Source organism: Kitasatospora sp. NPDC058243, assembly GCF_042882025.1.
Taxonomy (GTDB): Bacteria; Actinomycetota; Actinomycetes; order Streptomycetales; family Streptomycetaceae; genus Kitasatospora.
The window spans coordinates 1-23,489 of the sequence record NZ_JBHVWW010000036.1 but is presented as its reverse complement, the minus strand read 5'-3'; the positions used below and the strand labels follow the sequence as shown (position 1 = coordinate 23,489).

22 protein-coding genes are annotated in these 23,489 nt (G+C 74.2%); 9 read left to right on the top strand and 13 right to left on the bottom strand.

What is annotated here, in order from left to right:
• Positions 1–43: 43 nt before the first annotated feature.
• The gene (locus ACFVX9_RS23070) at positions 44–127 is read right to left on the bottom strand and encodes a putative leader peptide (RefSeq protein WP_347878562.1); all 84 of its coding nucleotides are present in this window, start codon (positions 125–127) and stop codon (positions 44–46) included.
• Positions 128–305: 178 nt separating this feature from the next.
• Between ACFVX9_RS23070 and ACFVX9_RS23065 the strand changes: the two genes are divergently transcribed.
• A complete protein-coding gene (locus ACFVX9_RS23065; protein WP_079135509.1) occupies positions 306–1,598 on the top strand; it encodes a YihY/virulence factor BrkB family protein in 1,293 nt (430 codons plus the stop codon).
• A gap of 196 nt (positions 1,599–1,794) precedes the next feature.
• Here ACFVX9_RS23065 and ACFVX9_RS23060 read toward each other — a convergent pair whose 3' ends face one another.
• Positions 1,795–3,456, bottom strand: coding sequence for an FtsW/RodA/SpoVE family cell cycle protein (locus tag ACFVX9_RS23060; RefSeq protein WP_387983222.1), 1,662 nt, complete (start codon positions 3,454–3,456; stop codon positions 1,795–1,797).
• Between the two features lie 302 nt (positions 3,457–3,758).
• Between ACFVX9_RS23060 and ACFVX9_RS23055 the strand changes: the two genes are divergently transcribed.
• The 4 genes from ACFVX9_RS23055 (at position 3,759) to ACFVX9_RS23040 (ending at position 8,829) form a co-directional block, all read left to right on the top strand.
• Positions 3,759–4,754 carry a cytochrome c oxidase assembly protein gene (locus tag ACFVX9_RS23055; protein WP_380372425.1) on the top strand — a complete coding sequence of 332 codons (996 nt, stop codon included), beginning with the start codon at positions 3,759–3,761 and terminating at the stop codon, positions 4,752–4,754.
• Between the two features lie 323 nt (positions 4,755–5,077).
• Complete coding sequence (gene rsgA / locus ACFVX9_RS23050; protein ID WP_380372422.1) at positions 5,078–6,223, top strand: ribosome small subunit-dependent GTPase A; 1,146 nt, start codon at positions 5,078–5,080, stop codon at positions 6,221–6,223.
• Between the two features lie 582 nt (positions 6,224–6,805).
• Positions 6,806–8,323 (top strand): DNA-3-methyladenine glycosylase 2 family protein, encoded by a 1,518-nt coding sequence (locus ACFVX9_RS23045; protein ID WP_380372420.1) that lies wholly within the window; start codon positions 6,806–6,808, stop codon positions 8,321–8,323.
• Positions 8,320–8,829, top strand: a complete 510-nt coding sequence (locus ACFVX9_RS23040; RefSeq protein WP_363368700.1) for a methylated-DNA--[protein]-cysteine S-methyltransferase — start codon at positions 8,320–8,322, stop codon at positions 8,827–8,829. The genes ACFVX9_RS23045 and ACFVX9_RS23040 overlap by 4 nt, the downstream gene beginning before the upstream one ends.
• Before the next feature lie 26 nt (positions 8,830–8,855).
• On the opposite strand, the gene ACFVX9_RS23035 is transcribed toward ACFVX9_RS23040, so the two are convergent.
• Together ACFVX9_RS23035 and ACFVX9_RS23030 are read right to left on the bottom strand one after the other, a co-directional pair.
• A complete protein-coding gene (locus ACFVX9_RS23035; RefSeq protein WP_387983219.1) occupies positions 8,856–9,374 on the bottom strand; it encodes a GNAT family N-acetyltransferase in 519 nt (172 codons plus the stop codon).
• A 118-nt stretch (positions 9,375–9,492) separates the two neighbouring features.
• On the bottom strand, positions 9,493–9,999 hold the full coding sequence (locus tag ACFVX9_RS23030) for a MarR family transcriptional regulator (protein WP_063347089.1): 507 nt from the start codon (positions 9,997–9,999) through the stop codon (positions 9,493–9,495).
• Between the two features lie 191 nt (positions 10,000–10,190).
• Between ACFVX9_RS23030 and ACFVX9_RS23025 the strand changes: the two genes are divergently transcribed.
• Entirely contained in the window at positions 10,191–11,726 is a 1,536-nt protein-coding gene (locus ACFVX9_RS23025; RefSeq protein ID WP_387983216.1) for an MFS transporter, read from the top strand.
• Positions 11,727–11,773: 47 nt separating this feature from the next.
• Here the strand turns inward: ACFVX9_RS23025 and pth are convergent, their stop codons facing one another.
• The 4 genes from pth to ACFVX9_RS23005 all read right to left on the bottom strand — a co-directional run bounded on the left by pth (position 11,774) and on the right by ACFVX9_RS23005 (position 14,475).
• Positions 11,774–12,361 (bottom strand): aminoacyl-tRNA hydrolase, encoded by a 588-nt coding sequence (pth, locus tag ACFVX9_RS23020; RefSeq protein WP_380346131.1) that lies wholly within the window; start codon positions 12,359–12,361, stop codon positions 11,774–11,776.
• 110 nt (positions 12,362–12,471) lie between these two features.
• On the bottom strand, positions 12,472–13,200 hold the full coding sequence (locus ACFVX9_RS23015; RefSeq protein WP_380372410.1) for a DUF305 domain-containing protein: 729 nt from the start codon (positions 13,198–13,200) through the stop codon (positions 12,472–12,474).
• Positions 13,197–13,862 carry a DUF3105 domain-containing protein gene (locus tag ACFVX9_RS23010; protein ID WP_063347086.1) on the bottom strand — a complete coding sequence of 222 codons (666 nt, stop codon included), beginning with the start codon at positions 13,860–13,862 and terminating at the stop codon, positions 13,197–13,199. The genes ACFVX9_RS23015 and ACFVX9_RS23010 overlap by 4 nt, the downstream gene beginning before the upstream one ends.
• Before the next feature lie 103 nt (positions 13,863–13,965).
• Positions 13,966–14,475, bottom strand: a complete 510-nt coding sequence (locus ACFVX9_RS23005; protein WP_380372408.1) for a hypothetical protein — start codon at positions 14,473–14,475, stop codon at positions 13,966–13,968.
• Between the two features lie 342 nt (positions 14,476–14,817).
• Between ACFVX9_RS23005 and ACFVX9_RS23000 the strand changes: the two genes are divergently transcribed.
• Complete coding sequence (locus ACFVX9_RS23000; protein WP_387983214.1) at positions 14,818–16,353, top strand: hypothetical protein; 1,536 nt, start codon at positions 14,818–14,820, stop codon at positions 16,351–16,353.
• 73 nt (positions 16,354–16,426) lie between these two features.
• Here ACFVX9_RS23000 and ACFVX9_RS22995 read toward each other — a convergent pair whose 3' ends face one another.
• Positions 16,427–16,942 (bottom strand): hypothetical protein, encoded by a 516-nt coding sequence (locus ACFVX9_RS22995; protein WP_387983212.1) that lies wholly within the window; start codon positions 16,940–16,942, stop codon positions 16,427–16,429.
• Positions 16,943–17,088: 146 nt separating this feature from the next.
• Between ACFVX9_RS22995 and ACFVX9_RS22990 the strand changes: the two genes are divergently transcribed.
• Positions 17,089–18,369 carry a sensor histidine kinase gene (locus ACFVX9_RS22990; protein ID WP_387983211.1) on the top strand — a complete coding sequence of 427 codons (1,281 nt, stop codon included), beginning with the start codon at positions 17,089–17,091 and terminating at the stop codon, positions 18,367–18,369.
• Complete coding sequence (locus tag ACFVX9_RS22985; RefSeq protein ID WP_063347082.1) at positions 18,354–19,001, top strand: response regulator transcription factor; 648 nt, start codon at positions 18,354–18,356, stop codon at positions 18,999–19,001. Before ACFVX9_RS22990 ends, ACFVX9_RS22985 begins: the two co-directional genes overlap by 16 nt.
• Positions 19,002–19,033: 32 nt before the next feature.
• Here the strand turns inward: ACFVX9_RS22985 and ACFVX9_RS22980 are convergent, their stop codons facing one another.
• The 4 genes from ACFVX9_RS22980 to ACFVX9_RS22965 form a co-directional block, all read right to left on the bottom strand.
• Positions 19,034–19,633 (bottom strand): TetR/AcrR family transcriptional regulator, encoded by a 600-nt coding sequence (locus tag ACFVX9_RS22980; RefSeq protein WP_387983210.1) that lies wholly within the window; start codon positions 19,631–19,633, stop codon positions 19,034–19,036.
• Positions 19,634–19,757: 124 nt separating this feature from the next.
• Positions 19,758–20,804, bottom strand: a complete 1,047-nt coding sequence (locus ACFVX9_RS22975; RefSeq protein WP_387983208.1) for an agmatine/peptidylarginine deiminase — start codon at positions 20,802–20,804, stop codon at positions 19,758–19,760.
• 59 nt (positions 20,805–20,863) lie between these two features.
• Complete coding sequence (locus ACFVX9_RS22970) at positions 20,864–22,579, bottom strand: urease subunit alpha (RefSeq protein WP_387983207.1); 1,716 nt, start codon at positions 22,577–22,579, stop codon at positions 20,864–20,866.
• Positions 22,576–23,286 carry an urease subunit gamma gene (locus ACFVX9_RS22965; RefSeq protein ID WP_380379261.1) on the bottom strand — a complete coding sequence of 237 codons (711 nt, stop codon included), beginning with the start codon at positions 23,284–23,286 and terminating at the stop codon, positions 22,576–22,578. Before ACFVX9_RS22965 ends, ACFVX9_RS22970 begins: the two co-directional genes overlap by 4 nt.
• Positions 23,287–23,489 lie beyond the last annotated feature (203 nt).

Here is a 23,489-nt window from a genome sequence, read left to right as displayed (position 1 = left end):
CGAGGTGGGTGGCGCCCGGGTGCGGTGATGCGGCGGGGTGGGCTCAGATCGCCGGACAGATGGCGCTGGACACGCGAAGGAGATCGACGTGGAGTCGACCAACTAGGGTGGTTCCGGCGCTCGGCATGGCAAGAGATTGGCACGGCGCGGGACTTGCGGTCCACTAACATCCGGATGGTGGACGCTGATGTTTCGTTATGTGAGACAGTCGGGGATTCCCGCCGCTCCCCGCCCCGGCGCCCGTCCACGCGCCGGTACCCCGGGGGAGATCAACCGCGCGGCCCCGGCCCGATACCGTTAGACCCGTGCAAGCAGCAGGCGAGACGAGCAGACCGAACCCCGAACGGCCCTCCCGGCGCCGGGGCAAGGGCTCCCGACGCGCGGCCAAACAGGCCGCCTGGCGCCGTACGGCGTGGGAGCTGGTCAAGGACACCACCAACACCTGCGTCGAGTACCGGGTCACCGGACTCGCCGCGGAGGCGGCCTTCTTCACCCTGCTGTCGATCCCGCCGCTGCTCCTCGGCCTGGCCGGCACCCTCGGCTACCTCGACGAGTTCCTCGGGGCCGGCACCATCGACCGGCTCAAGCACGACATCGTCTCGGCCTCCGGGACGGTCCTGTCGGACTCGTCCGTCAAAGAGGTCGTGGTGCCGCTGCTGGACCAGGTCTTCGCCCACTCCCGGCCCGACCTCGTCTCGATCGGCTTCCTGCTGTCGCTGTGGTCCGGCTCCAGAGCGCTCTACATCTTCATCGACACCATCACCGTCATGTACGGGCTCGACGGCAAGCGGGGCATCGTCAAGACCCGGCTGATGTCCCTCGGCCTCTACTTCGGCGCCCTCGTCATCAGCTCCCTGGTGCTGCCGCTGCTGATGGCCGGACCCGGACTCATCGAGAACGCCGTGCCCGGCGTCGCCGGACTGGTCGGCGCCGCCTACTGGCCGGTCGCCATCGTGCTGCTGATCGTCTCCCTCACCACCCTCTACCACCTGGCCGTCCCCGTCTCCACCCCCTGGCGCGAGGACGTCCCCGGCGCCCTGGTCGCCCTGGTGGTGCTGGTCGTCTGCAGCGTCGCCCTGCGGATCTACCTGGTCAGCTCGGTCGAGGTCCCCTCGGTGTACGGCTCGCTGGCCGCGCCGGTGGCCGTACTGCTGTGGATCTTCGTGGTCGCCCTGGCCGTCCTCATCGGCGCCGCCATGAACGCCGCCATAGACCGCCGCTGGCCCACCCTGGAGACCGCCGACGCCCGCGCCGAGAACGAGCGCGCCCAGGAGGAGGCCGCCGCCGCCGTGGTCCGCGAGGTCGCCGCCCGGCGCGCCGCCGAACGGGCCCGGCGCGCCCGCGAACTCGGCCTCGCCGAAGGCGCCGAGGAGGAGTGGGGCGAGGAGGACGGCGACGACGTCGACGTCCCCTCCGAGTACCCGGAACGCTGGGCCGACGTCCTGGCCGCCGACAACGTCCGCGGCCGCCTCACCGCCCGCGGCGGGCCCCACCACCGGCCTGGGCCGCCCCCGCCGGACAGCGACCGGCCGGCCGGGCCGCCGCCGGAGCGGCGGGCGCCCGACTACCCGCCCCGGCCGCCGTGGGAGCAGCAGTAGCGCCCGGGGCTCCGGGCGCGACGGCGGACGCACAGGGCCTCCCCCGCATCCCGCAGGGGAGGCCCTGTGCGTCGGGTCGTCTCCTGACGCCGGTCGTCTCCTGACGTCCGTTCGTCTCCTGACGTCCGTTCTTCTCCTGTCGCAGGTCGTCTCCTGGCGTCGGCTCGCCGTTGCCAGGAGGGCGGCCGGCGGACGGTCAGGCGGTGGACGGGTTCGGCGGGAAGGGGGACTGCGGGGCCGGGTGGTACCCGTACGGGGACTGCCCGGCCGGGGGGTGCGGGGCGGCCGGGTTGACCTCGGTCCGGTCCGGATCCGGGCCCGGGGCGGCCGGGCGTGGGAGCGTCAGCTCCGGGGCCGTCGGGTTCGGGCCCGGGTTCGGGCTCTGGTTCGGGCCCGGATCCACCGCGGCCGCACCGCCCGGGGCCGCCCGGCCCGCCGGCCCGGCCTGCGCCGGGAGCGGATCGGGGCTCGGCGGCGCCGGCTCCAGCGCCGTGCGCCCGGCCGAGTCGCTCAGCTTGATCAGCAGCGCCACGATCAGCCAGTTCGCCAGCAGCGACGAGCCGCCCGCCGCCAGGAACGGCAGCGCCTTGCCGGTCAGCGGCACCAGCCCGCTCACCCCGCCGACCACCACGAACACCTGCAGTGCCAGCGCCGTCGACAGCCCCGTCGCCAGCAGCTTGCCGAACGGGTCGGTCAGCCCGACCGCCGTCCGCAGCCCGCGCTGGACCAGCAGCAGGTACACCAGCAGCACCGCCGTCACCCCGGCCAGGCCCAGCTCCTCGCCGATCGTGGTGAAGACGAAGTCGCTGCGCCCGGCGAAGCCGATCAGCCACGGCCGCCCCGAGCCCAGGCCCGTCCCGGTCAGGTGCCCGGTGCCCAGGCTGAACAGCGCCTCGGCGGGCTGGTCGGAGATGATCGCCGGGTCGTGGTGCTCCTTGTAGATGTCGAGCGGGTGCAGCCAGGCCTCGACGCGCCCGTGCACGTGCGGCTCCACGGTGCCGACCACGGCCGCGCCGCCGACCGCCATCAGCAGGCCGAGCACCACCCAGCTGGTGCGCTCGGTCGCCGCGTACAGCATCACGACGAAGACGCCGAAGAAGATCAGCGAGGTGCCGAGGTCGCGCTCGAAGACCAGCACCAGCAGGCTGACCACCCAGATCGCCAGCACCGGGCCGACGTGCCGCCCGCGCGGCAGGGTCATCCCCCAGATCTTCCGGCCGGCCAGCGCGAGCGCGTCCCGGGAGGCCATCAGATAGCCGGCGAAGAAGATCGTGATCGCGACCTTCACGAACTCGTCCGGCTCGAAGGAGAGCCCGAACAGGCGGATCCAGCGCTTGGCGCCGAAGTCCTCCGGCCGACCCGGGAAGAACGCGGGCGCCGCCAGCAGGATCAGCGCCCCCGTCATCAGCAGGTACACGTACCGCTGGAAGAACCTGTGGTGCTTGATCAGCGCGATCAGCGCGATCGCCACCGCGACCGAGACGAACACCCACATCAGCTGCGAGGGCGCGGCCGGGAGCTTCTGGTAGTCGCCCTTCTTGGCGTGCGCCGCCGCGTAGGAGATGTCCAGCCGGTCCAGCAGCATCAGCCCGAAGCCGGTCAGGAAGACGCCCAGCGGCAGGATCAGCGGATCCGCGTACGGGGCGAACCGTCGCACCGCCAGGTGCGCCGCCCCGGCCAGTCCGCCCAGCGCCAGGCCGTGGACCAGCAGCCCGGGCGGCATCTTGCCGGTCAGTGCCAGATCGGCGTCGATGTGCCCCGCCAGACAGACGGCCACCGCGAGCGCCAGCAGGCCCAGCTCGATGTTGCGGTGGCGCGCCGCCAGCCGGCGGCCCTCGCCGCGTGCAGTGCCTTGCACCCTTGTCGTCCCCTTGTCATCACCCGCGTGGCCGGTATCGCCGACGGTGCATCCTGCCAGACGAACACGGCCCTGCGCCGGTTGCGGTCCGGGGGCCGTCGAGGCCGGAACTTTGCCTGGGCAAAGCTTTTTCCGAGCTCGGTAAAGCTTTGTTCAGGCGCAGGTATAGAGGCGGGCCCCGGGCGCGGCGGGCCCCGGCCGGGAGGCCATCATGGCCGGGGCGCCGCGGTCCGGTCCGCGGCGCCCGACGGACCGCCGGACGGCGCCGGCGGCGGCAGGGCGCGAACGAGGTGGGCGGACGGATGGACGGCGCGGTGCGAGTGCTCGCCTACAGCGGACCACCGCCCTGGCAGTGGTCCGACCTGGCCACCGCGTGGACGGCCGAACCGCTGGTGCTCACCCTCTCCGTGTTGCTCGGCGGCTGGTACCTGGCCGCGGTGCGCACCGTCCACCGGGCCGGCGGCGAGCGCTGGCAGCCCTCCCGCACCGCCGCCTTCCTGGGCGGGCTGCTGCTGTGGATCTGGTGCACCTGCTCCGGCCTCGGCGTGTACGAGCGGATCCTGTTCACCGACCGGGCCGTCCAGGTCGTGCTGCTGCTGATGCTCGTCCCGCTGCTGCTCGCCCTCGGCGCGCCGGTCTCGCTGCTGGTCGCGGCCGCGCCGCCGGCCCGGCGCGAGCGCATCCTGCGGGCGCTGCGCAGCCGGCCGTCCAAGGTGCTGATGTTCCCGGCCGTCTCCACCGCGCTGCTGATGGCCCCGCCGTGGCTGCTCTACTTCACGCCCTGGTACGAGGAGTCGGTGTCCAGCGCGTTCGGGAACGTGCTGCTGCACCTGGCGCTGGTGCTGCTCGGGCTGGCGTACTTCTGGCCGCGGCTGCAGATCGACCCGGTCGGGCGCGAGTACCCGCACCTGGTCGGGCTGTTCATCACCTTCGCCGAGGTGATCTTCGACGCGGGGCTCGGGCTGGTGCTGATCTACGGCGGCCACCTGGTCGCCGAGCACCACTACGTGGCGCTCGGGCGGCCGTGGGGGCCGAGCCTGGCGCAGGACCAGACCTGGGGCGGCAACATGCTCTGGGTGCTGGGCGACCTGGTCGGGCTGCCGTTCCTGGCCGCGCTGGTGCGGCGGATGGTGGTGCAGGGGCGGGAGGAGATCAAGGCGGTGGACGCCGAACTGGACGCCCGTTTCGAGGAGGCCGCGGCGCAGGCGCAGGCGGCGGGGCTGCCGGCCGAGGAGGAGGCCGGGATGCGGCCCTGGTGGCTGGACGATCCGAACCTCAAGCACCGGTACGGCGGGTAGTCGGCTCCGGCGGGTTCCTGGGCGCGGGCCCGCACTTTTGTAGGTCCAATGTTGGTCCCTTGTGGATCCCTTCACCGCGTTTCCGCAGGTCAAAAACCAGTTGGCCCCGCCACCCCCACCAGCTAGCGTTTGTCCCGTCCAGATCGGGGGCCTTCACGGCCGCCCGAGGAGTAGAGAGCAGGAGGTGAACCCCGTGGTCGTTGTCGCCCCGATAGCTGCCTTGGGCAGTACTCGCGTTCACCTCCTCTTCCCGGCCGCCGGCTGACCTTTTCCGCGCCAGCCGCAGCCCGCCGGGATCATCTCCTCCCGAAGGGCCCACCGCGTTGTTCAACGCTGCCTCCACTTCGTCGTTCCCCTCCGCCTCCGCCTCTGGCTCCCCCTCTGGTTTCCCCTCTGACGAGCTGCCGCTGTCCGGCTACGGCTGGACGCCCGAGCTCGCCGAACTCTTCACCCCGCTCGCCGAGGCCGGGCTGATCCCGGCCCGGATCGTCCGGGTCGACCGCGGCCAGTGCGACGCCGTGCTCGCCGATCCGGAGACGGGCGAGCCGCGCACCGTCCGGCTCGACACCCGCCCGGTCGGCGACGCCGACATGATCAACTGCCCGTGCACCGGCGACTGGGCCGCCGTGGACCTCCACGCCCAGCCGATGGCCGCCGTCACCGCACTGCTGCCCCGCTCGACCGCGATCATCCGCAAGGTGGCCGGCAAGCGCTCCGACGGCCAGGTGCTCGCCGCCAATGTCGACACCGTCCTGATCGCCGCCTCGCTCGCCGCCGATCCGGACCTCGGCCGGATAGAGCGCTTCCTCGCCCTGGCCTGGGAGTCCGGCGCCGACCCCCTGGTCGTCCTCACCAAGGCCGACCTGGTGGACGACGCCGAGTTCATCCGCGCCGACGTCGAGGCGGTCGCGCCCGGCGTCACCGTGCTCGTGGTCAGCGCCGGGACGGGCGAGGGCATGGACGTGCTGCGCGCCTGCGCGCCCGGCACCACGGCCGTGATCGGCCAGTCCGGCGTCGGCAAGTCCACGCTCACCAACGCGCTCGCCGGCGTCACTGCGATGGCCGTCCAGGAGGCCCGCTCGGTCGACCAGAAGGGCCGCCACACCACGACCACCCGTGAACTGATCCCGCTGCCCGGCGGGGGTGTGCTCATCGACACCCCCGGGCTGCGCGAGGTCGGCCTCTACGGTGGCGAGGGCGTGGACCTGGCCTTCGCCGACATCGCCGGACTGGCCGAGGACTGCCGCTTCCACGACTGCGGCCACCACACCGAGCCCGGCTGCGCGGTGCAGGCGGCGCTCGCCGACGGCACCCTGCCACAGCGCCGGATGGACAGCTACCTCAAGCTCCAGCGCGAGAACGAGTGGATCGCCTCCCGCTCGGACGCCCGACTGGCCTCGGCCCGGGCGAAGAAGTGGAAGTCGCTCTCCAAGTCGATGCGCGCCGCGGGAGGCTCCGTGAAGCGCTGACCAGGAAAGCCGACAAGGAAAGCCGACCAGGAAATCAGGGGGCCGCGGCCGGCCTCGGCCCGGGCCACCCGGCTCGGCGGAGGCCGGGCGGGCCGGCAGCCGGAAGTGCTTCAGGGCCACTGCGGTGGCGTCGTCCACGGTGAAACCCGGGTCACCGAGGGCGGCGAGCCGCCCTGGCCGGCGGCCAGACCGCGAGCAACGCGCGCGTGCGCCGAGCGCTGCGGTGCGGTGCGGTGCGGTCTTCCCCCGGGGTGGCCCCGGGGCGGGCTCTCCGGTGCGGGCGTCCCAGCGCGGGTCTCCGGGTGTGGGTCTCTCGGTGTGGGGCCTCCGGCGTGGGCGCCGGTGTGAGCCCCTCGGTGCGGGTTCCCTGCGCGGTCCTCCGGCGTGGTCCTCTGGTTGGGCCCCCAGCGCGGGCCCCGGCGTGGGCCCCAGCGCGGGCCCCGGCGTGGGCCCTCCGGGCCGGTGCTCGGATGGGTGGGTGGAGGTGGGCGGAGGGTGGGGTGGGGGAGGGGGGAGGGCCCCCAACGGCCATGTCCGATTCCCGCCAGTCACCCCCCACTCCAGTGCCGCAGACTGGACAGCGTGATCGACGACGACATCCGGTACCGAGCCGTGGACAGCCGAGACGCCCGCTTCGACGGCGTCTTCTTCACGGCCGTCACCTCCACCGGCATCTACTGCCGACCGAGCTGCCCCGCCGTGACCCCCAAGCGCGTCAACTGCGTCTTCTACCCCAGCGCCGCGGCCGCCCAGGGGGCCGGCTTCCGCGCCTGCCGCCGCTGCCGCCCCGACTCCGTACCGGGCTCCCCGGAGTGGAACCACCGCGCCGACCTGGTCGGTCGCGCGATGCGCCTGATCGGCGACGGCGTGGTGGACCGCGAGGGCGTCGCGGGCCTGGCCAGCCGCCTCGGCTACAGCTCCCGCCAGCTCCAGCGCCAGCTCATCGCCGAACTGGGCGCCGGCCCGATCGCGCTGGCCCGCGCCCGCCGCGCCCAGACCGCCCGCCTGCTGCTGCAGACGACCGAACTCCCGGTCACCGACATCGCGTTCGCCGCCGGCTTCGCTTCGGTGCGGCAGTTCAACGACACCGTCCGCGAGGTCTACGACCGCACCCCCAGCGGTCTGCGCGCCGAGGTCGTGGCCGGCCGCCGCGTCGCGACCCCGGCCGGCGGCCTCACCCTGCGCCTGGCCTACCGCGGCGCGCTCGACAGCGACCACCTGATCGACTTCCTCGCTCTGCGTGCCGTCCCCGGCGTGGAGGAGGTCGTCCCCGGTCCGCGCTCCGGCGTCCGCACCTACCGGCGCACCCTGGCGCTCCCGTACGGGCACGGCATCGCCGAGGTCGACGGGCTGGCGCCGGGCGAACCGCGCACCCGCGGCTGGCTCGACTGCCGCCTGCTGCTCGCGGACCTGCGCGACCTCCCGACCGCCGTCCAGCGCCTGCGTGGCCTGTTCGACCTGGACGCCGACCCGGACGCGGTCGACGAGCAGCTCGGCGCCGACCCCGTGCTCGGCCCCCTGGTCCGGGAACGCCCCGGCCTGCGCTCGCCCGGCCACGTGGACCCGCACGAGCTGGCCGTCCGTGCGGTGCTCGGCCAGCAGATCACGGTCGGCGCCGCCCGTACGCTGGCCGGCCGGCTGACCGAGAAGTACGGCGCCGCGCTGCCCGAGCCGAGCGGCGGCCTGCGGCTGCTGTTCCCGACGGCGGCGGTGCTGGCCACCGCCGACCCGGAGGACTTCGCGATGCCCGCTGCCCGCCGCCGCGCGCTCACCGGCCTGTGCGCGGCCCTGGCCGAGGGGGCGGTGCGACTCGACGGCGGGGTGGACCGGGAGGAGTCCGCGGCCCGGCTGCTGGCCCTGCCCGGCATCGGCCCCTGGACCGTCGGCTACCTGAGGATGCGGGCCCTCGCCGACCCCGACGTCTTCCTCCCGGGCGATGTGGGCGTCAAGCACGGCCTCGTCCGGCTCGGCGCCCCCGGCGACCCGAAGAGCGCCGCCCGCGCGGCCGAGGCGTGGGCCCCGTGGCGCTCCTACGCCGTGCACCGGCTGTGGGCCGGGCCCGCGAGCGCCAGCACTGGAACGGAGAAGGCAGAGGCATGAGTACCACCGTCTACACCACCATGGAGAGCCCGTTCGGCCGGCTGCTGCTGTCCGGCGTCCTGCCCGAGGGCGGCGGCGCGGCGGCGCTGGCCACCGTGACCGCGCCCGGGCAGAAGTACGCGCTGCCCGAGCCCGCCGACGACTGGGTCCTCGACCCGGAGGCGCTCGCCGAGCCGGTCGCCCAGCTGACCGCCTACTTCGCGGGCGAGCGCACCTCCTTCGACCTCCCGCTCGCCCCGGTGGGCACCGAGTTCCGCCGGCGGATCTGGGCCGCCCTGGACGAGATCCCGTACGGCGAGACCGTCACCTACGGCCAACTCGCCGATCTGGCGGGGGAGTCGCCGCGGGCGGTGCGGGCGGTCGGCGGCGCGGTGGGCGCCAATCCGCTGCTCATCGTCCGCCCCTGCCACCGCGTCATGGGCGCCAACGGTTCGCTGACCGGCTTCGCGGCGGGTGTGGACTGCAAGCGCCGGCTGCTGGAGCTGGAGAGCGGCACGCTGTTCTGACGCGTCCGCCCGGGCGGCGGCGCGGCTCAGCCCGCCGACGCCCGCAGGTCCACCCGCCAGTTGCGGCTGCGCATGAACCGCCCGGGCGGGAACTCGAAGTCCGTCTCGCCGACGAGGCTGAACCCGGCCTTCGCGCAGACCGCGTTGGAGGCCGGGTTGTCCACCGAGGGGAAGGCGTGCAGGTGGCGGTGGGCGGCCTCGCGGCGGGCGGCCGCGACGGCGGCGCGGGTGGCGGCGACGGCGATGCCCCGCCCCTGGTGGCCGGGCAGGACGTTCCACCCCATCTCGTGGACGGTCTCGCCCTCCCAGGTGCGGGTGCCGTAGCCGACGGTTCCGACGGCCTCGCCCTCGGGGAGCAGCACGATCCGGTACATGCAGCCCAGGCCGGACGGGACGAAGTCGAGGTAGCGCCGGTGCCGGACGAGGAGTTGCTCCTCGGTCTCCGGGCCGCCGACGTGCTTCTTCATCTCCGGGGTGTTGACCCGGCGCAGCAGTGCGAGGTCGGCGTCCGTCCAGGGCTCGATCAGTACCTGTGCTGTGTTCATGCCGGGGACGGTAGCGGTCCGTACGGGTCGGTGACCAGCGGTTTTGCAGGCGTCCGGGGGTGCTGACCGGGGTTCGGCCCCGGGTTGGGCCCGGTCAAGGGCCTGGCCCGGCCGGGGTTCAGGCCTGGTCGGGGCCCTGGCCGGCCTCGGCGAGGGCGCGGGCGAGCTGTTCGAGGGCGGGCAGGGCGTGGACGACGGCGTCGCGGTCGGTGGGGTCGAGGGTGTCGAGGGCGGTGGCGATGCGGCGCTCGTGGGCGCGCTGCCAGTCGTCGAGCTGGCGCCGGCCGGCCGGGGTGAGGGCGATGCGGGCGGTGCGGCGGTCGCCGGGGTCGGCCTGGCGGTCGACGAATCCGGCGTCGAGGAGCTTGCCGATCAGTCCGCTGACGGTGTTGGGGGCGAGCCGCTGCCGGGCGGCGAGTTCGCCGACCCGCAGGGGTGCGGCGGCGAGGGTCTGGAGGAGTTCGACCTGCGCCATGGGCAGGGACTCCCACGGGTAGTCGGTGCGGATGCTGCTGCGCAGGGCGCGGCGCAGGCGGGTGACGGTGTCGGTGAGCCGCCGGGCGTGGTCGACCGCCGTTTCGGGGGTTTCGGTGGCGGGGTCGGGGACGTGTGGTGACGACGGCATGGCGGACAGCGTATCGCCTGGTACGGGCCGGTCCGGCGGGTTGTCCACCGTCGAGCGGGGGCCTCCCGGAGCTCTGCGGAGTCGGTGGAACTCTGCGGATCCCCCTGGGAGCTCCGTGGGACTCTCCGGGATCCCGTCGGAAGGCGAGCAACTCGTAGAAAGAACATATCTGCATCCGATATATTTGTGGCATGAACGCCACCGCCCTTGCCGCGCGGCTGCTCACCGAGCGGCCCCGGCCCCGCGGCATAGCCGGCTGGCGTCACGCCCACTGGCTGGCCGTCGGCACCGTCTGCCTCGGAGCCTTCCTCGGCCAGCTCACCGCCAGCGTCACCGCCCTCGTCTTCCCGGCCCTCGGCCGGCACTTCGACGCCGGCTTCGCGGCCGTCGAATGGGTCGCCCTCGCCTACCTCCTGGTACTGGTCGCCCTGCTCGCCCCGGTCGGCTGGCTCTCCGACCTCATCGGCCGCAAGACCATGTACCTCGGCGGCTTCGCCGTCTTCGCCCTGGCCTCACTCGGCGCCGGATACGCCGGCAGCCTCGGCGTGCTGGTCGCCTGCCGGGCCGTCCAGGCCGTCGGCGGCGCGATGATGCAGGCCAACAGCGTCGCCCTGGTGGCGCGCGGCGTCCCGGAGCACGCGATGCGGCGCGCGCTCGGCATCCAGGCGGCGGCCCAGGGGCTCGGTCTGGCGCTGGGGCCCAGCCTCGGCGGGCTGCTGGTGGAGCACGCCTCCTGGCGGTGGGTGTTCTGGATCAACGTGCCGATCGGGGTGCTGGGCATCCTGGCCGGCTGGTTCCTGCTGCCCCGCACCCGCACCGGGCCCCCGCCCGCCGTCGGCACCGGGAAGCAGCTCGCCGCCGGCACCGGGGGCCCGCCCGCAGGAGCCGCCGCGCGCCTGCCCGCTCCCCGCACCGAGGACGGCCCGCTCGCGCCGGGCGTGGGGAGCCCGCCCGCCACCGCGTCCGGCGGCCGCTTCGACCTGGCCGGCCTGCTGCTGCTCACCGGCTCCACCACCGCGCTGCTGCTCGCCCTGTCCACCGCCTCCGGACTGCCGCTGCCCGGCTGGGCCGCCGCCGCACTGCTGCTCGCCGCCGCCGTCCTCGCGCTCGCGCTGGTCCGTCAGGAACGGCGGGCCGCCCGGCCGATCTTGGCGCCCGGCCTGGTCAACACCCCCGGGGTGCGGTCCGGGCTGGTGGTTTCGCTGATCGGCTACCTGCTGCTGTTCTGCCCGCTCGTGCTCGGCCCGGTGCTGCTGACCGGCGCGGGCGTGCCGGTGGCCCGGGCCGGCCTGGTGATCACCCTGCTGCCCGCCGCGTTCGCGCTCGCCGCGACCGTCGGCGGCGCGCTGCTGCCGCGCGGCTGGTCGGACGTCGCCCGCTGCCGCGCGGGCGCGGTGCTCGCGGGCGCGGGGCTGCTGCTGTTCGCGCTGCTGCCGGTCTCCGGGGCGGCCGTGGCGGTGCCGCTGCTGCTCGCCGGCTACGGGCTGGGACTGCTGCTGCCCGCCAACAACGCGCTGGTGATGCGGGCGATCCCGGCGCAGTGCTCGGCGGTCGGCGGCGGCATGGTGAACATGGCCCGCAGCCTCGGGACGGCGCTCGGCACCGCGCTGCCCGTCCTCGGGGTCCATCTGGCGGGCCCGGCGGCCGGCGGCCGGACGGTGCTGCTCGCTCTCGCGGCGGTCGCGGTGGCAGCCGTGGCCCTGACCCGGCCGGTCCGCCAGGCCTGAGCCGGGACCTCTTCCTCTGAGCCTCCGACCCCTGAGCCTGAGAGCCCCTAAGCCTCCGAGCGGACGTTCAGTGCGTCCTGGGCCCGGTTGAGGCCGCGCCGCACCAGCGTGTCCAGCGCGTCCGCGCACCGGTCCAACACCCCTGGCAGGGCGGCCTGTTCGTGGTCCGAGAACTTCTTCAGCACGAAGTCGCCGGCGCTCTGCCCCTTCGGTGGGCGCCCGATGCCGAAGCGCAGCCGCACGAAGTCGGGGGTGCCGAGCACCTCGCCCACCGAGCGCACGCCGTTGTGGCCGCCGGGGCCGCCGCCGCGCTTGAGCCGCCCGGTGCCGAACGCGAAGTCCAGGTCGTCCTGCACGACCACCAGGTGCTCGACCGGGACGCCGTAACGCCGCAGCAGGCCGGACACCGGTCGGCCGGACAGGTTGATGAACCACTGCGGCTTGGCCAGCACCACCCGGTGGCCGTCGACCTCGATCTCCGCCACCAGGGCGCCGATCCCGCGCCGCCGGAACCGCGCGCCGTACCGTTCGGCCAGCCGTTCCACGGTCAGGAAGCCGGCGTTGTGCCGGGTCAGCCGGAACCACGGGCCGGGGTTGCCCAGTCCGGCGATCAGCCAGGGTGCGGCGGGGGGCATCGGGAACTCCAGGGGCTTGTCGCGGACGCGGGACGGCCGGGGCACGGTACGCACGGTACGGGACCGTCGACCGCGCCCCGGCCGTCCGAGGACACGCGCAGTGGGGTGGGTCAGGACTCGGGCACGCCGGGGGCGGCGCCGCGCTCCGTGAGCATGTCGGTCATCAGCTGCACCTCCGAGGTCTGCGCGACCACCATCGACTGGGCGAGCCGCTTCTCGGCGTCGTTCTTCGCCAGGTCCACATAGCCCTGGGCCATTTCGACGCCGCCCTTGTGGTGCTGGATCATCAGCTGCAGGTAGTACACCTCGGCGTCCCGCCCGCTGAGCGAACGCAGCTTCGCCAGCTGGGTGTTGGTGGCCATGCCGGGCATCAGCGAACCGTCGTGGGCCTGGTAGTCGTGGCCCATCCTCATCCACGTCATCGGCTTGGCCGCCGAGTGCTGCGGCAGCCCCCACTGGTCGATCCAGCCCATCATCATCCCGCGCTGGTTGGCCTGGGTGTTGATGATGTCGAAGGCGAGGGTGCGGGTCGGGTCGTCGCCGGTGCGGTCCCGGACGATGAACGACAGGTCCACCGCCTGCTGGTGGTGGGTCGCCATGTCGCGGGCGAACCCGGCCTCGGGCGAGTCGTCCGCCGGGACGGCCACCGAGGCCGACCCGGACGCCGACGTCCCGCTCGCCACCAGGGCGGGCACCCCGAGGGCCAGCGCGAGGGCGGCGGCCAGCGCGGCCGGCCACCACAGCCGCCGACGGGCCGGGCGCGGCGCCCCGGCCTCGTCCGCGAACTCCTCGGCGGCGTGCTCGGAGCCGTCCTCGGGCAGCGCCGCGTCGGCGGTCACATCTGCCCCATGGTGCAGGAGGCGCCCGGCTCCTGGGTCTGCTTGCCCTGGACGTACTTGGTGAAGAACTGGTTCACCCGGGGGTCGCTCGCGCTGTCCACGATCAGCTGGGTGCTCCAGGCGTTCAGGGTGATGGCGCCCTTCTCGTCCGGGTACGGGCTCATCAGCGAGTACGGGGTGGTCTTGACCTTGTCGGACAGGGTCTTGATGTCGTCCGGCGTCGCCTTGCCGTTGTACGTCACCCAGACCGCGCCGTGCTCCAGCGAGTGGACGGCGCGCTCGTTCTCGACCGGCTGGTCGTAGACGTGGCCCATGCAGTCCAGCCAGATCGCGTTGTGGTCGCCGCCGACCGGCGGGGTCATCGGGTAGCTGACCTTGTCCTTGACGTGGGTGCGGCTCAGCTCGCCGAAGGTCTGCACGCCCGGGATGTCCGCGTTGGCGGCGGCCTGCTCCTTCTTCTTGCTCTGGTTGGCGTCCATGACGATCCAGGTGCCGGTGGCGATCGCGCCGATCACCAGCACACCGGCCGCGACCGAGGCGATGACCTTGTTGCGGCGGTCGCGGCGCTGCTCGCCGGCGCGCAGCTCGGCTATCCGGGCGCGGCGGTCGGTCGGGCCGGGCTTGCCGGACTGCTTGCCGGACTGCTTCGAGGCGGAACCCATGGTGGTTGTCCTTGTCCCCGCCGCGCACTGCTGGTGGCGCGGCGGTCAGCTGAAAGAAGGGGAGGGGCGGATCCGCCGGCGGATGCCGGGCGGTGGGTTCCGCTCAGGACCGGTGTACTTGCAGCTCGTGCAGATCGGGCGCCGGATGCGGACCGTCCAGCAGCCCGGCGGGCACCACTCTGGGCAGCGCCTCGGCTGCCGGCGCGAGCGGTGACGCGGCCGGCTGCGGATGCGGCGGCGGGTTCGGCAGCTGGGCGTCCTGCGCGCAGTACGGGTGGCTGGAGCAGCCGTTGTCACGGCGGGGCTGCCCGCCGTCGGCGGTGCACCACGTCCAGTGCCGCTGCTCGCCGGCGCGCTGGCGCTGGTCGGAGGCCTTGGCGGCGGGGCCGGCGTGCGGGGCGTGACTGGAGACCGCCGTGACGGCGGTGACGGTGACGGCGGCGGTGACGGTGGTCGGCATCGGAGCGGCGTGCGCGCCGACCGCCTTCGACTGACCGGCGCACGGCAGCGTCGTGAGCAGCGCGACCAGCAGCAGAACCCACAGCACACCCACCGGGCGGCCCGCCGGAGCGGCCCTCCCCGGTCGAGGTGAGCTGGGGGCCGACGCGGTCATGCGCACATTTAATCAGCCGAACGAGTGAAGCGATGCCCCTCCTCCACCCCCATTTTCGGCCGCTCCCGGACCCGAACACCCCGGAAACGCCCTGCTCCGGGCACATCCGGCAAGCACGGACGGAACGGGACCGAACGCAGAGGTGAACCCGGGGGTGTACGCAGGGGCGGACGCGGCGCCGGACTCCCCGGTGAAACCCGAGGTCGACGCGGTGGCCGGGAACGGCCCGGCGCTGACCGGTTGTCGCCGAAACCCGGACAGCGTCGTTGCACTTGGAGACAATGACGTCGAGTCCGGCCCCGCCGGGGGCGGCGCGACCACGGACCGACCAGGAGCCGCCAGATGAGCAAGCAGGGTGCCCCCGCACAGCCGCACCGGCCGGACGACGGTTGGTGGGAAACGGTCTACGACGGCCCGGCGGGCACCCTCCCCGACACCCCGCACGCGGACCCCGGCGACGGCAGCGTCGACGACTGGTTCGATACGGCGGTCGGCCTCATCGGCCAGCAGCGCACGGCCGAACCGGAGCCCGTCCTGGACGCGGAGCCCGTTCTGGACGCGGAGCCGGTTCTGGAGTCGGAGCCGGAGTCGGAGTCGGCGGCGGCGGTGCCGGTAGCGGACGAGGTGCTGGAACGGGACAGCATCGACGACTGGTTCGACACCGCGATCGGCGTCATCGGACCCCAGCGGACGGACGAGGAGCGGGTGTTCGCCCCTGACGCCCAGGAAACCGAAGCCGACACCGCCCCCACACCGGTCTCCCTGGACAAGCCCACCCCCGAGCCCGAGCCGCAACCCGAGCCGCAACCCGAACCCGAGGCCGCCGCCGAGGAACCCGAGCCCGAAGCCGAGCCCGAGCCCGAGCCCGAGCCCGAAGCCGAGGCCACCGAGGAACCCGACACCCTCGCCACCGCCACCGCCACCGCCACCGTCCCCGACCCGCGCCCGGCCGTCCGCTCGCCGCTCGCCGACGGCGCCCCCACCGTGCCGCACATCGGCGAGCGCCCGCCGACCTACGGGCCGGAGCCGACCGCCGTCCCGGAGGCGGATCCGGGTGTCCTCGGGGCGCTGGTGCCGGACACCGTCCTGGAGGGCGCCCAGTACGGGTCGTCCGTCCTGCGCGCCGTCTCCGTCCGCGGCGACTCCGCCCGCTTCCGGGGCGAGTCGCGGCGCGACGCGCTGCTGGTCACCAGGTTCGGGGACGGCCCGGACGGGCTGCTGCTCGCCGTGCTCGCCGGCATCGACCGGACCGGCACCGCCGCGGACGAGGCGCTTCCCCCGGAGGCCGTCGCCACCAGCACCCGTGAGGCCTGCCGCCATCTGGCCGCCGCGGTCGGCCGCAGTCGCGAGGGCCTGGCCGCAGACCTGCGCGACGGCGCCCGGGACCGGCTGCGCTACGGCCTCCAGCGGCTCGCCACCGGCGCCGTCGCCCCGCTGCGCGCGCTCGCGCCCGGAAACGAGGAGGACGGCACGCCGTCCCCGGCCTCGCTGCACTGCCTGCTGTTGTCGCTCGACCCGGCGGCCGGCCACCGGGCGGCCTTCGGGGTCGGCCCGGGCGGGCTCTACCTGCTGCGCTCCGGCCACTGGATCGACGCCTACGCGGCCCGCCTGCTGCACCACCCGGACGGCCGGCAGCCGCCGGAGGAGCCGAGGCCGTTCCGCTTCCGGCTGGTCCCCGCCACCCCGGGCGACGTGCTGCTGCTCTGCACCCCCGGTCTGGCCCGCCCGATCGCCGACGAGCCGGCCGTCGCCCACTTCCTGTCCACCCACTGGGCCCACCCGCATCCGCCCGGCACCGTCGACTTCCTCCGCCAGGTCCAGGTCCGCGCCAAGGGCTACGCCGACGACCGTACGGCGGCCGCCGTCTGGACCGACTGACGACCGACTGACGACCGACTGACGACCGAACGCCGACCGGACGTCGACCGCGCACCAGGCGCCCGACGCCCGGTCAGCGTGCCTTGGGAAAGGCGGCGCGCAGCGCGGAGCCGCGGACGGTGACCGCGGCCCGGAGGACGGGCAGCATGCAGACGACCTGCACGGCGGCGTACCAGGGCGGGCAGACGCCCGGGATCAGGTCGACGCCGATGATGGCGATCGGCATGGTGACGGTGAGGGCGCCCAGTCGTTCGAAGGCCCGGCGGGACCCTCGGGAGGCGGCGACCGCCAGCCGGTGGAGCAGTACGGCGACCACCGGCAGCAGCACCGCCCGGACCCACATGAACGTGTTCACCGGGTGGCCGCTGCCCGCCACCGCGACGACCGCCAGGAACGCGACGGCGCCGAGCGCGCCGTAGACCTTGACGCAGGCCGTCACCGTGCCGAAGGCCCGTCGGGTACGGGGGTCGTGGAGCAGCGCCGCCTCGGGCGTGCCGGGCATGTCGCTGCCGGGCGTGTCCGTGCGGTGGGCGTTCGTGCGGTGCGTGTCCGTGTGGTGCGTGTCCGTGCGGTGCGTGTTGGTGTCCATGTCCACCGACGCTATGAACCGCCCGGCCGGGGCGGTATCGGTCTGGGCCCACACGTGGGTGGGGCCAGCCCCACTCCCCGGCCGATCGGGGCGGTGGCGGGCTCGGCGCGGTGCACAGTGGGAGCACCGTACGGAAGGGGAGAGACGTGGGACGGCTGGGTTCGTGGGTGGCGCGCGCCGGGGTGGGGTTCGTGCGGGCGTGCGTCGTGGCGGCCGTCTGCCTGCTGCTGCCGGCCGTGTGGGCCGCGGCGGTGGCGCTGGGGGTCTGGTGGGGGGCGGGCAACCCGTGGTCGTGGACGGCGCCGTTCGTGCTGGTGGGCGTGGGCACGCTCGCCCTGCCCCGCCCCGTCTGCCGGATCGTCCGCTTCCTCGTCGCGCGGTGGACCGCCACGGTGATCCCCGCCGGATACCGGCAGGCCGGGCCGGTGACGCGGATGTCCACCGGGTTCTGGTGGAACGGCTTCTCCTACGAGCGCACCCGCCGGGACGCGCTGATGGACCAGCGCTGGCGGGTCCGCTGGCGGGACCCGGCGAACTGGCGCGACCTGCGGTTCGCGGGGATCGCGCCGTTCACCGCCGGTCTGCTCGCGTGCCTCCCGCCGGCCGGGGTGGTCGTGGCGGCCTGCGCGGTCCTCGGGTTCGGCGGGCCGGAATCCGCCGCGGGCCTGGCCGGGGCGCTCGGCGCGGTCGTGGCCGTGGCCTCCGCCCCGTACGCCTGGCGGCCCGTCGTGCCGGTGGCGGTCCGCTTCCTGCGCCCGTCGCCGACGATGGCGTTGGCGGAGCGGGTCGAGGAACTGAAGGCCCAGCGCGCGGACGTGACGGTCGCGCAGGCCGCCGAGATCCGCCGGATCGAACGGGATCTGCACGACGGGGCGCAGGCCCGCCTGGTGGCGCTCGGGCTCTCCCTGGCGACCGCCGGGAAGCTGATGGAGCGTGACCCCGACCAGGCCAGGGCGTTGATGCGGGACGCGCAGGCCGGTGCCGCCGCCTCGCTGGCCGAACTCCGCGACCTGATCCGGGGGATCAGCCCGCCGGTGCTGAGCGAGCGGGGGCTCGTCGACGCCGTCCGCGCGCTCGCCCTGGACGTCCCGCTGGAGGTGGCCGTCAGCGCCGGCGCCCCGTTGCGCCTGGACCCGCCGATCGAGTCCGCCGTCTACTTCGGCGTCGCCGAGCTGCTGACCAACGCCGTCCGGCACGCCGGGGCGTCCGGGGTGCGGATCTCCCTCACGCGGGACGGCACCGGTGTCGCCGCCGCGGTGGTCGCCGAGGTCGAGGACGACGGCCGGGGCGGGGCCGACGTCCGGGCCGGCGGCGGGCTGGCGGGCCTGCGCCGCCGGCTCGCGGCCTTCGACGGCACCCTGGAGGTCACCAGTCCGTCGGGCGGTCCGACCCGTGTCAGGATGACGGTGCCATGCGAATCGTTGTAGCCGAAGACCTCTACCTCCTGCGCGACGGGATGGTCCGCCTGATCGAGGCCTGCGGGCACCAGGTGGTGGCCACGGCCGCCACCGGGCCCGAGACGCTCGACGCGTTGCGCAGGTGGCGCCCGGACGTGTCCGTCATCGACGTCCGCATGCCGCCGACCCAGTCGGACGAGGGGCTGCGGGCGGCCCTCGCCGCCCGCGGCGAGATGCCCGGGCTGCCGGTCCTCATCCTCTCCCAGCACGTCGAGCAGCTGTACGCCCGGGAGCTCCTGGCGGACGGCTCCGGCGGCGTCGGCTACCTCCTCAAGGAGAGCGTGTTCGACGCCGACCAGTTCATCGGTGCCCTGGAGCGCGTCGCGGACGGAGGGACGGCCATGGACCCGGCCGTCATCGCGAGACTGCTGTCCAACACGCCACCGAACCGGGGGCTCGAACGGCTCACCGAACGCGAGTACGCCGTGCTGGGGCTGATGGCCGAGGGGCTCTCCAACCAGGCCATCGGCCGTCGGCTCTTCCTGAGCGAGAGCGCCATCGGCAAGTACACCACCGCGATGTTCGGCAAGCTCGGCATCACCGACGACGACGACACCAACCGCCGCGTCCGCGCCGTCCTCACGTACCTGAACAAGTCGTAGGGCCTGTCCACCCCGCCGCAGCCCTCGGGGGGTCAGGTGCGCAGGAGGATCGTGGTGACGGCGGTGGCCTGGGTGAGGGCGGCGGGGCGGTGGGCGGCGGGGAGGCCGATGGCGATGGGGACGGCCAGGCCGTCGAGGAGGGCGCGGATCTGGGTGGCCCGGTCGGCGGCGGGCCCGGGGGTGAAGTGGCCGGTGGCGGTGCCCTCCTCGATGAGGGCGACCAGGTCGGCCTGCCAGGGCGCCTCGATCTCCTGCTGCCCCTGGCGGATCTCGGCGCTGGCGGGGGAGCGCCCCCACACCTCGACCCACAGGATCCAGCGCGGATCGCCCGCCCCGTCGGGCAGGTAGAGGCGCAGGTAGGCGTCGAGCCGCTGCCAGGGGTCGCGCGAGCGGTCGGCGAGGGCGTCACGGCGCCGGGCGCCGAGCTGGTCCTCGCTCCAGCGGAGGGTTTCCAGCAGCAGCTGGTCCTTGCTGCCGAAGTAGTAGAGCAGGTGTCCGGCGCTCATCTGGAGCTGTTTGCCGAGCCCGGCCATGGTGAGTTTGGCGAGCCCGTGTTCGGCGATCGCGGCCCGGGCGGTGGCGAAGACCTCCTCGCGGGGGCGCGCCGGTCGGCGCGGGCGGGGGTCGGCCATGTGCGGTGCGCTCCCTCGGTGGTGCGGAGGTCGGAAGGCTGCCGGGGCGGGGGAGGTGCCCCCGCCCCGGCAGCCGGGTGGCCCTGGTGTCCAAGGTGGTCCAGGTGCCCCAAGTGGCCTGGGATCAGGCGGACTTCGGCTGCTGCTGGGTGATGCAGTGGATGCCGCCGCCGTTGGCGAAGATCTCGCGGGCGTCGACGAGCTCGACGGTGCGGCCCGGGTAGGCGCGGCCGAGGACGGCGGCGGCCTCCTGGTCGCGCGGGTCGTCGAAGGCGCACAGGATCACGGCGCCGTTGGCCACGTAGTGGTTGATGTAGGAGTAGTCGACCGGTTCGCCGTCCTCGTCCAGCAGGACGGTGGGGGCGGCCAGTTCGATGACCTCCAGCGCCCGGCCCCGGGCGTCGGTGGCGGCGCGCAGGATGGCGACGAGCTCCTGGCAGACGGCGTGGTCCGGGTGGGCGGGGTCCGGCTGGACGTGGGCGACGACGACGCCGGGGCGCACGAAGGAGGCGACGATGTCGATGTGCCCGCGGGTGCCGAACTCGTCGTAGTCGCGGGTGAGTCCGCGCGGCAGCCAGATCGCCTTGGTGGTGCCGAGGAAGGCGTGCAGCTCGGCCTCGACCTCCTCCTTGGTCCAGTCCGCGTTGCGGCCCTCGCCGAGCTGGACGGTCTCGGTGACCAGGACGGTGCCCTCGCCGTCGACGTGGATGCCGCCGCCCTCGTTGATCAGCCGGGAGGCGAAGCGCTGGACTCCCGTCAGTTCGCTGATGTGCTCGGCGATGTGCTGGTCGTCGTCCCAGCGGGCCCAGGACTGGGCGCCCCAGCCGTTGAAGATCCAGTCGGCGGCGGCCAGCGAGCCCTTGCCGTCGATCAGGAAGGACGGGCCGATGTCGCGCATCCAGGCGTCGTCGAGCGGGCGCTCGACGATCTCGACCTGCTCGGAGACGTACCGGCGGGCGTCCGCGGTCTCGCCGGTGTTGACGACCAGGGCGACCGGCTCGTACCGGACGATGGTGTTGGCGACGGCGGCCCAGGCCTCGCGGCCCGCGTGCAGGTTCTCGGGGGTGTCGAAGGTGGGGTTGGCGGTGGGGAAGGCCATCCAGGTGCGGTCGTGCGGGTGCCACTCGGCGGGCATCCGGTAGCCGAGGGAGGCGGGCGTGGGGGTGGTCATCCGGGAGTCCTAGGGGGAGGCGTTCGGCGGAGGTGTCGACGGAAGCGTCGGCGGAGGTGTCAGAGGAAGTAGAGGCGGCTGAGCGAGACGCTGTCAGCGGGTTCGGAGCGCAGCGGTTCGCCGTCCAGCGAGACCAGGCCGGTCTGGGTGACGTCGACGCGGCCGACCCGGGCGTTGCGGACCATGTCGCGGGGGCCGATGCCGCGGGTGTTGCGGACGCCGACGCGGCGGCGGCGGGTGGGCAGGCCGTCGGCGGGGCGGTCGAGGTAGGCGCCGTCGGCGGCGGCCTGGGCGACGAAGGCGACCGAGATGTCGGCGGCGGTGGCGCCGTGGGCGCCGAACTGCGGCCCGAGGACGAGGGGTTCGCAGGTGTCGGTGGAGGCGTTGGGGTCGCCGACCACGCCGTAGGCGGGGAAGCCGGCCTTCAGGACCAGCTGCGGCTTGGCGCCGAAGTGGTCGGGGCGCCACAGCACGATGTCGGCGAGTTTGCCGACCTCGATGGAGCCGACCTCGTGGGAGAGGCCGTGGGCGATGGCGGGGTTGATGGTGAGCTTGGCGATGTAGCGCAGGACGCGCTCGTTGTCGTCGCCGCCCTCGGTGGTGCCGTAGCCACCGTCGAGGGGGCCGAGTTCGGCCTTCATCTTGCCGGCCATGGCGAAGGTGCGGCGGACGGTCTCGCCGGCGCGGCCCATGCCCTGGGCGTCGGAGGAGGTGATGCCGATGACACCGAGGTCGTGCAGGACGTCCTCGGCGCCCATGGTGCCGGCGCGGATGCGGTCGCGGGCCATGGCGGCGTCGCCGGGCAGGTCGGTCTTGAGGTCGTGGGCGGAGACGATCATGCCGAAGTGCTCGCCGAGCGCGTCGCGGCCGAACGGCAGGGTGGGGTTGGTGGAGGAGCCGATGACGTTGGGCACGCCCGCCATCTTCAGCACGTTGGGGACGTGTCCGCCGCCGCAGCCCTCGATGTGGAAGGCGTGGATCGTCCGCCCCTCCAGCACCTTCAGGGTGTCCTCCACCGACAGGCACTCGTTCAGGCCGTCGGTGTGCAGGGCGACCTGGACGTCGTACTCCTCGGCGACGCGCAGCGCGGTGTCCAGGGCGCGGGTGTGGGCGCCCATGTCCTCGTGGACCTTGAAGCCGGAGGCGCCGCCCTCGGCCAGGGCCTCGACGAGCGGGGCCGCGTCGGAGGACGAACCGCGCCCCAGGAAGCCGATGTTGACGGGCCAGGCGTCGAAGGCGTTGAAGGCGTGGCGCAGCGCCCAGGGGGAGTTGACGCCGACGCCCCAGACCGGGCCGAACTCCTGGCCGATGATCGTGGTGACGCCGGAGGCCAGCGAGGCCTCCATGATCCGCGGCGAGAGCAGGTGGACGTGGGTGTCGATGGAGCCGGCGGTGGCGATCATGCCCTCGCCGGAGACGATGGTGGTGCCGGTGCCGACGACGACGTCCACGCCGTCGAGGGTGTCGGGGTTGCCGGCGCGGCCGATCGAGGCGATCCGGCCGTCGATCAGGCCGATCGAGGTCTTGCGGATGCCCTGGATGGCGTCGATCACCAGGACGTTGCTGATCACCACGTCGCAGGTGTCGCGGACGGCGGCGGCCTTGAGGTGCAGTCCGTCGCGGGCGGTCTTGCCGAAGCCGGCGAGGAACTCCTCGCCGGGGGCCTGCGAGTCGGACTCGACGCGGACGATCAGGCCGGAGTCGCCGAGCCGGATCCGGTCGCCGGCCCGGGGGCCGTGCACCGAGATGTAGTCGTGGGGGGTGATGGACGTCATGACGGCACCTCCGTGTCGTCGAAGGTGGTCAGGTAGCCGGTCGCGCGGGCCTTGGCCAGGGCGGCCTCCTTCGCGCCGGGCGCGTCCAGCGGGCCGTCGACCAGGCCGGCGAAGCCGATCGCGACGCGCTGGCCGCCGATCGGCACCAGGCCGACCTCGACGGTGGCGCCCGGGTCGAAGCGCACCGAGGAGCCGGCCGGGACGGCCAGGTGGGTGCCGTAGGCGGCGGCGCGGTCGAAGGCGAGGCGCGGGTTGGCCTCGAAGAAGTGGAAGTGCGAGGTGACCGAGATCGGCACCTGGGAGGTGTTGTGGACGGGCAGCAGCACCGTCTCCTCGACCGGGTCGTAGCCGGCGCCGTCGCCGATCAGTGCGCCGCCGGGGGCTTCGTCGCCGAGCGAGCCGGCGCCCCGGAACGGGTCGTTGACGACGGCCAGGCGGGTGCCGTCGTCGAAGACGGCCTCGACCTGGATGACGGTGACGACGTCCGGTACGCCGGGCAGCACGTCGTCGGCGGTGAGCACGCTGCGGCCGGCCTCGATGGCCTCGGCCAGGCGCCGGCCGTCGCGGGCGGCCTCGCAGACGGTGTCCGCGATCAGGGCGGTGGCTTCGGGGATGTTGAGGCGTACGCCCCGGGCGCGGCGGGCGCGGGCCAGTTCGGCTGCTGTGAAGATCAGCAGCCGGTCCCGCTCGGTGGGGGTCAGTCGCACGGTTCCTCGCTCGCGGTCGCCGGGGGAGGGGGGTCGGCTTTCGGGGGCGATGTTAGAACGTCGTTCAAACATCTCGGGCCATTGAACCCGGACCGGGCCGCCGTGTCCAGCGTTGCCGGTCCGCAGGGGTTCGGCTCGCCGGGCCCGCGGCGGGGGTGAAGGCCCACGGGGAAGCCCCGCGGGGAAGGCCCGCGGGGAAGGCC

Bases quoted from the DNA above. Each gene is read 5' to 3' on its own strand.
- ACFVX9_RS23055 (WP_380372425.1), top strand. From the start codon at position 3,759: ATGGACGGCGCGGTGCGAGTGCTCGCCTACAGCGGACCACCGCCCTGG.
- ACFVX9_RS22970 (WP_387983207.1), bottom strand. From the start codon at position 22,579: ATGACGTCCATCACCCCCCACGACTACATCTCGGTGCACGGCCCCCGG.
- pth (WP_380346131.1), bottom strand. From the start codon at position 12,361: ATGCCCCCCGCCGCACCCTGGCTGATCGCCGGACTGGGCAACCCCGGC.
- ACFVX9_RS23035 (WP_387983219.1), bottom strand. From the start codon at position 9,374: ATGAACACAGCACAGGTACTGATCGAGCCCTGGACGGACGCCGACCTC.
- ACFVX9_RS23005 (WP_380372408.1), bottom strand. From the start codon at position 14,475: ATGACCGCGTCGGCCCCCAGCTCACCTCGACCGGGGAGGGCCGCTCCG.
- ACFVX9_RS23010 (WP_063347086.1), bottom strand. From the start codon at position 13,862: ATGGGTTCCGCCTCGAAGCAGTCCGGCAAGCAGTCCGGCAAGCCCGGC.
- ACFVX9_RS23025 (WP_387983216.1), top strand. From the start codon at position 10,191: ATGAACGCCACCGCCCTTGCCGCGCGGCTGCTCACCGAGCGGCCCCGG.
- ACFVX9_RS23070 (WP_347878562.1), bottom strand. From the start codon at position 127: ATGCCGAGCGCCGGAACCACCCTAGTTGGTCGACTCCACGTCGATCTC.
- ACFVX9_RS22985 (WP_063347082.1), top strand. From the start codon at position 18,354: ATGCGAATCGTTGTAGCCGAAGACCTCTACCTCCTGCGCGACGGGATG.
- ACFVX9_RS23000 (WP_387983214.1), top strand. From the start codon at position 14,818: ATGAGCAAGCAGGGTGCCCCCGCACAGCCGCACCGGCCGGACGACGGT.
- ACFVX9_RS23040 (WP_363368700.1), top strand. From the start codon at position 8,320: ATGAGTACCACCGTCTACACCACCATGGAGAGCCCGTTCGGCCGGCTG.
- ACFVX9_RS22995 (WP_387983212.1), bottom strand. From the start codon at position 16,942: ATGGACACCAACACGCACCGCACGGACACGCACCACACGGACACGCAC.
- ACFVX9_RS22975 (WP_387983208.1), bottom strand. From the start codon at position 20,804: ATGACCACCCCCACGCCCGCCTCCCTCGGCTACCGGATGCCCGCCGAG.
- ACFVX9_RS23030 (WP_063347089.1), bottom strand. From the start codon at position 9,999: ATGCCGTCGTCACCACACGTCCCCGACCCCGCCACCGAAACCCCCGAA.
- ACFVX9_RS22980 (WP_387983210.1), bottom strand. From the start codon at position 19,633: ATGGCCGACCCCCGCCCGCGCCGACCGGCGCGCCCCCGCGAGGAGGTC.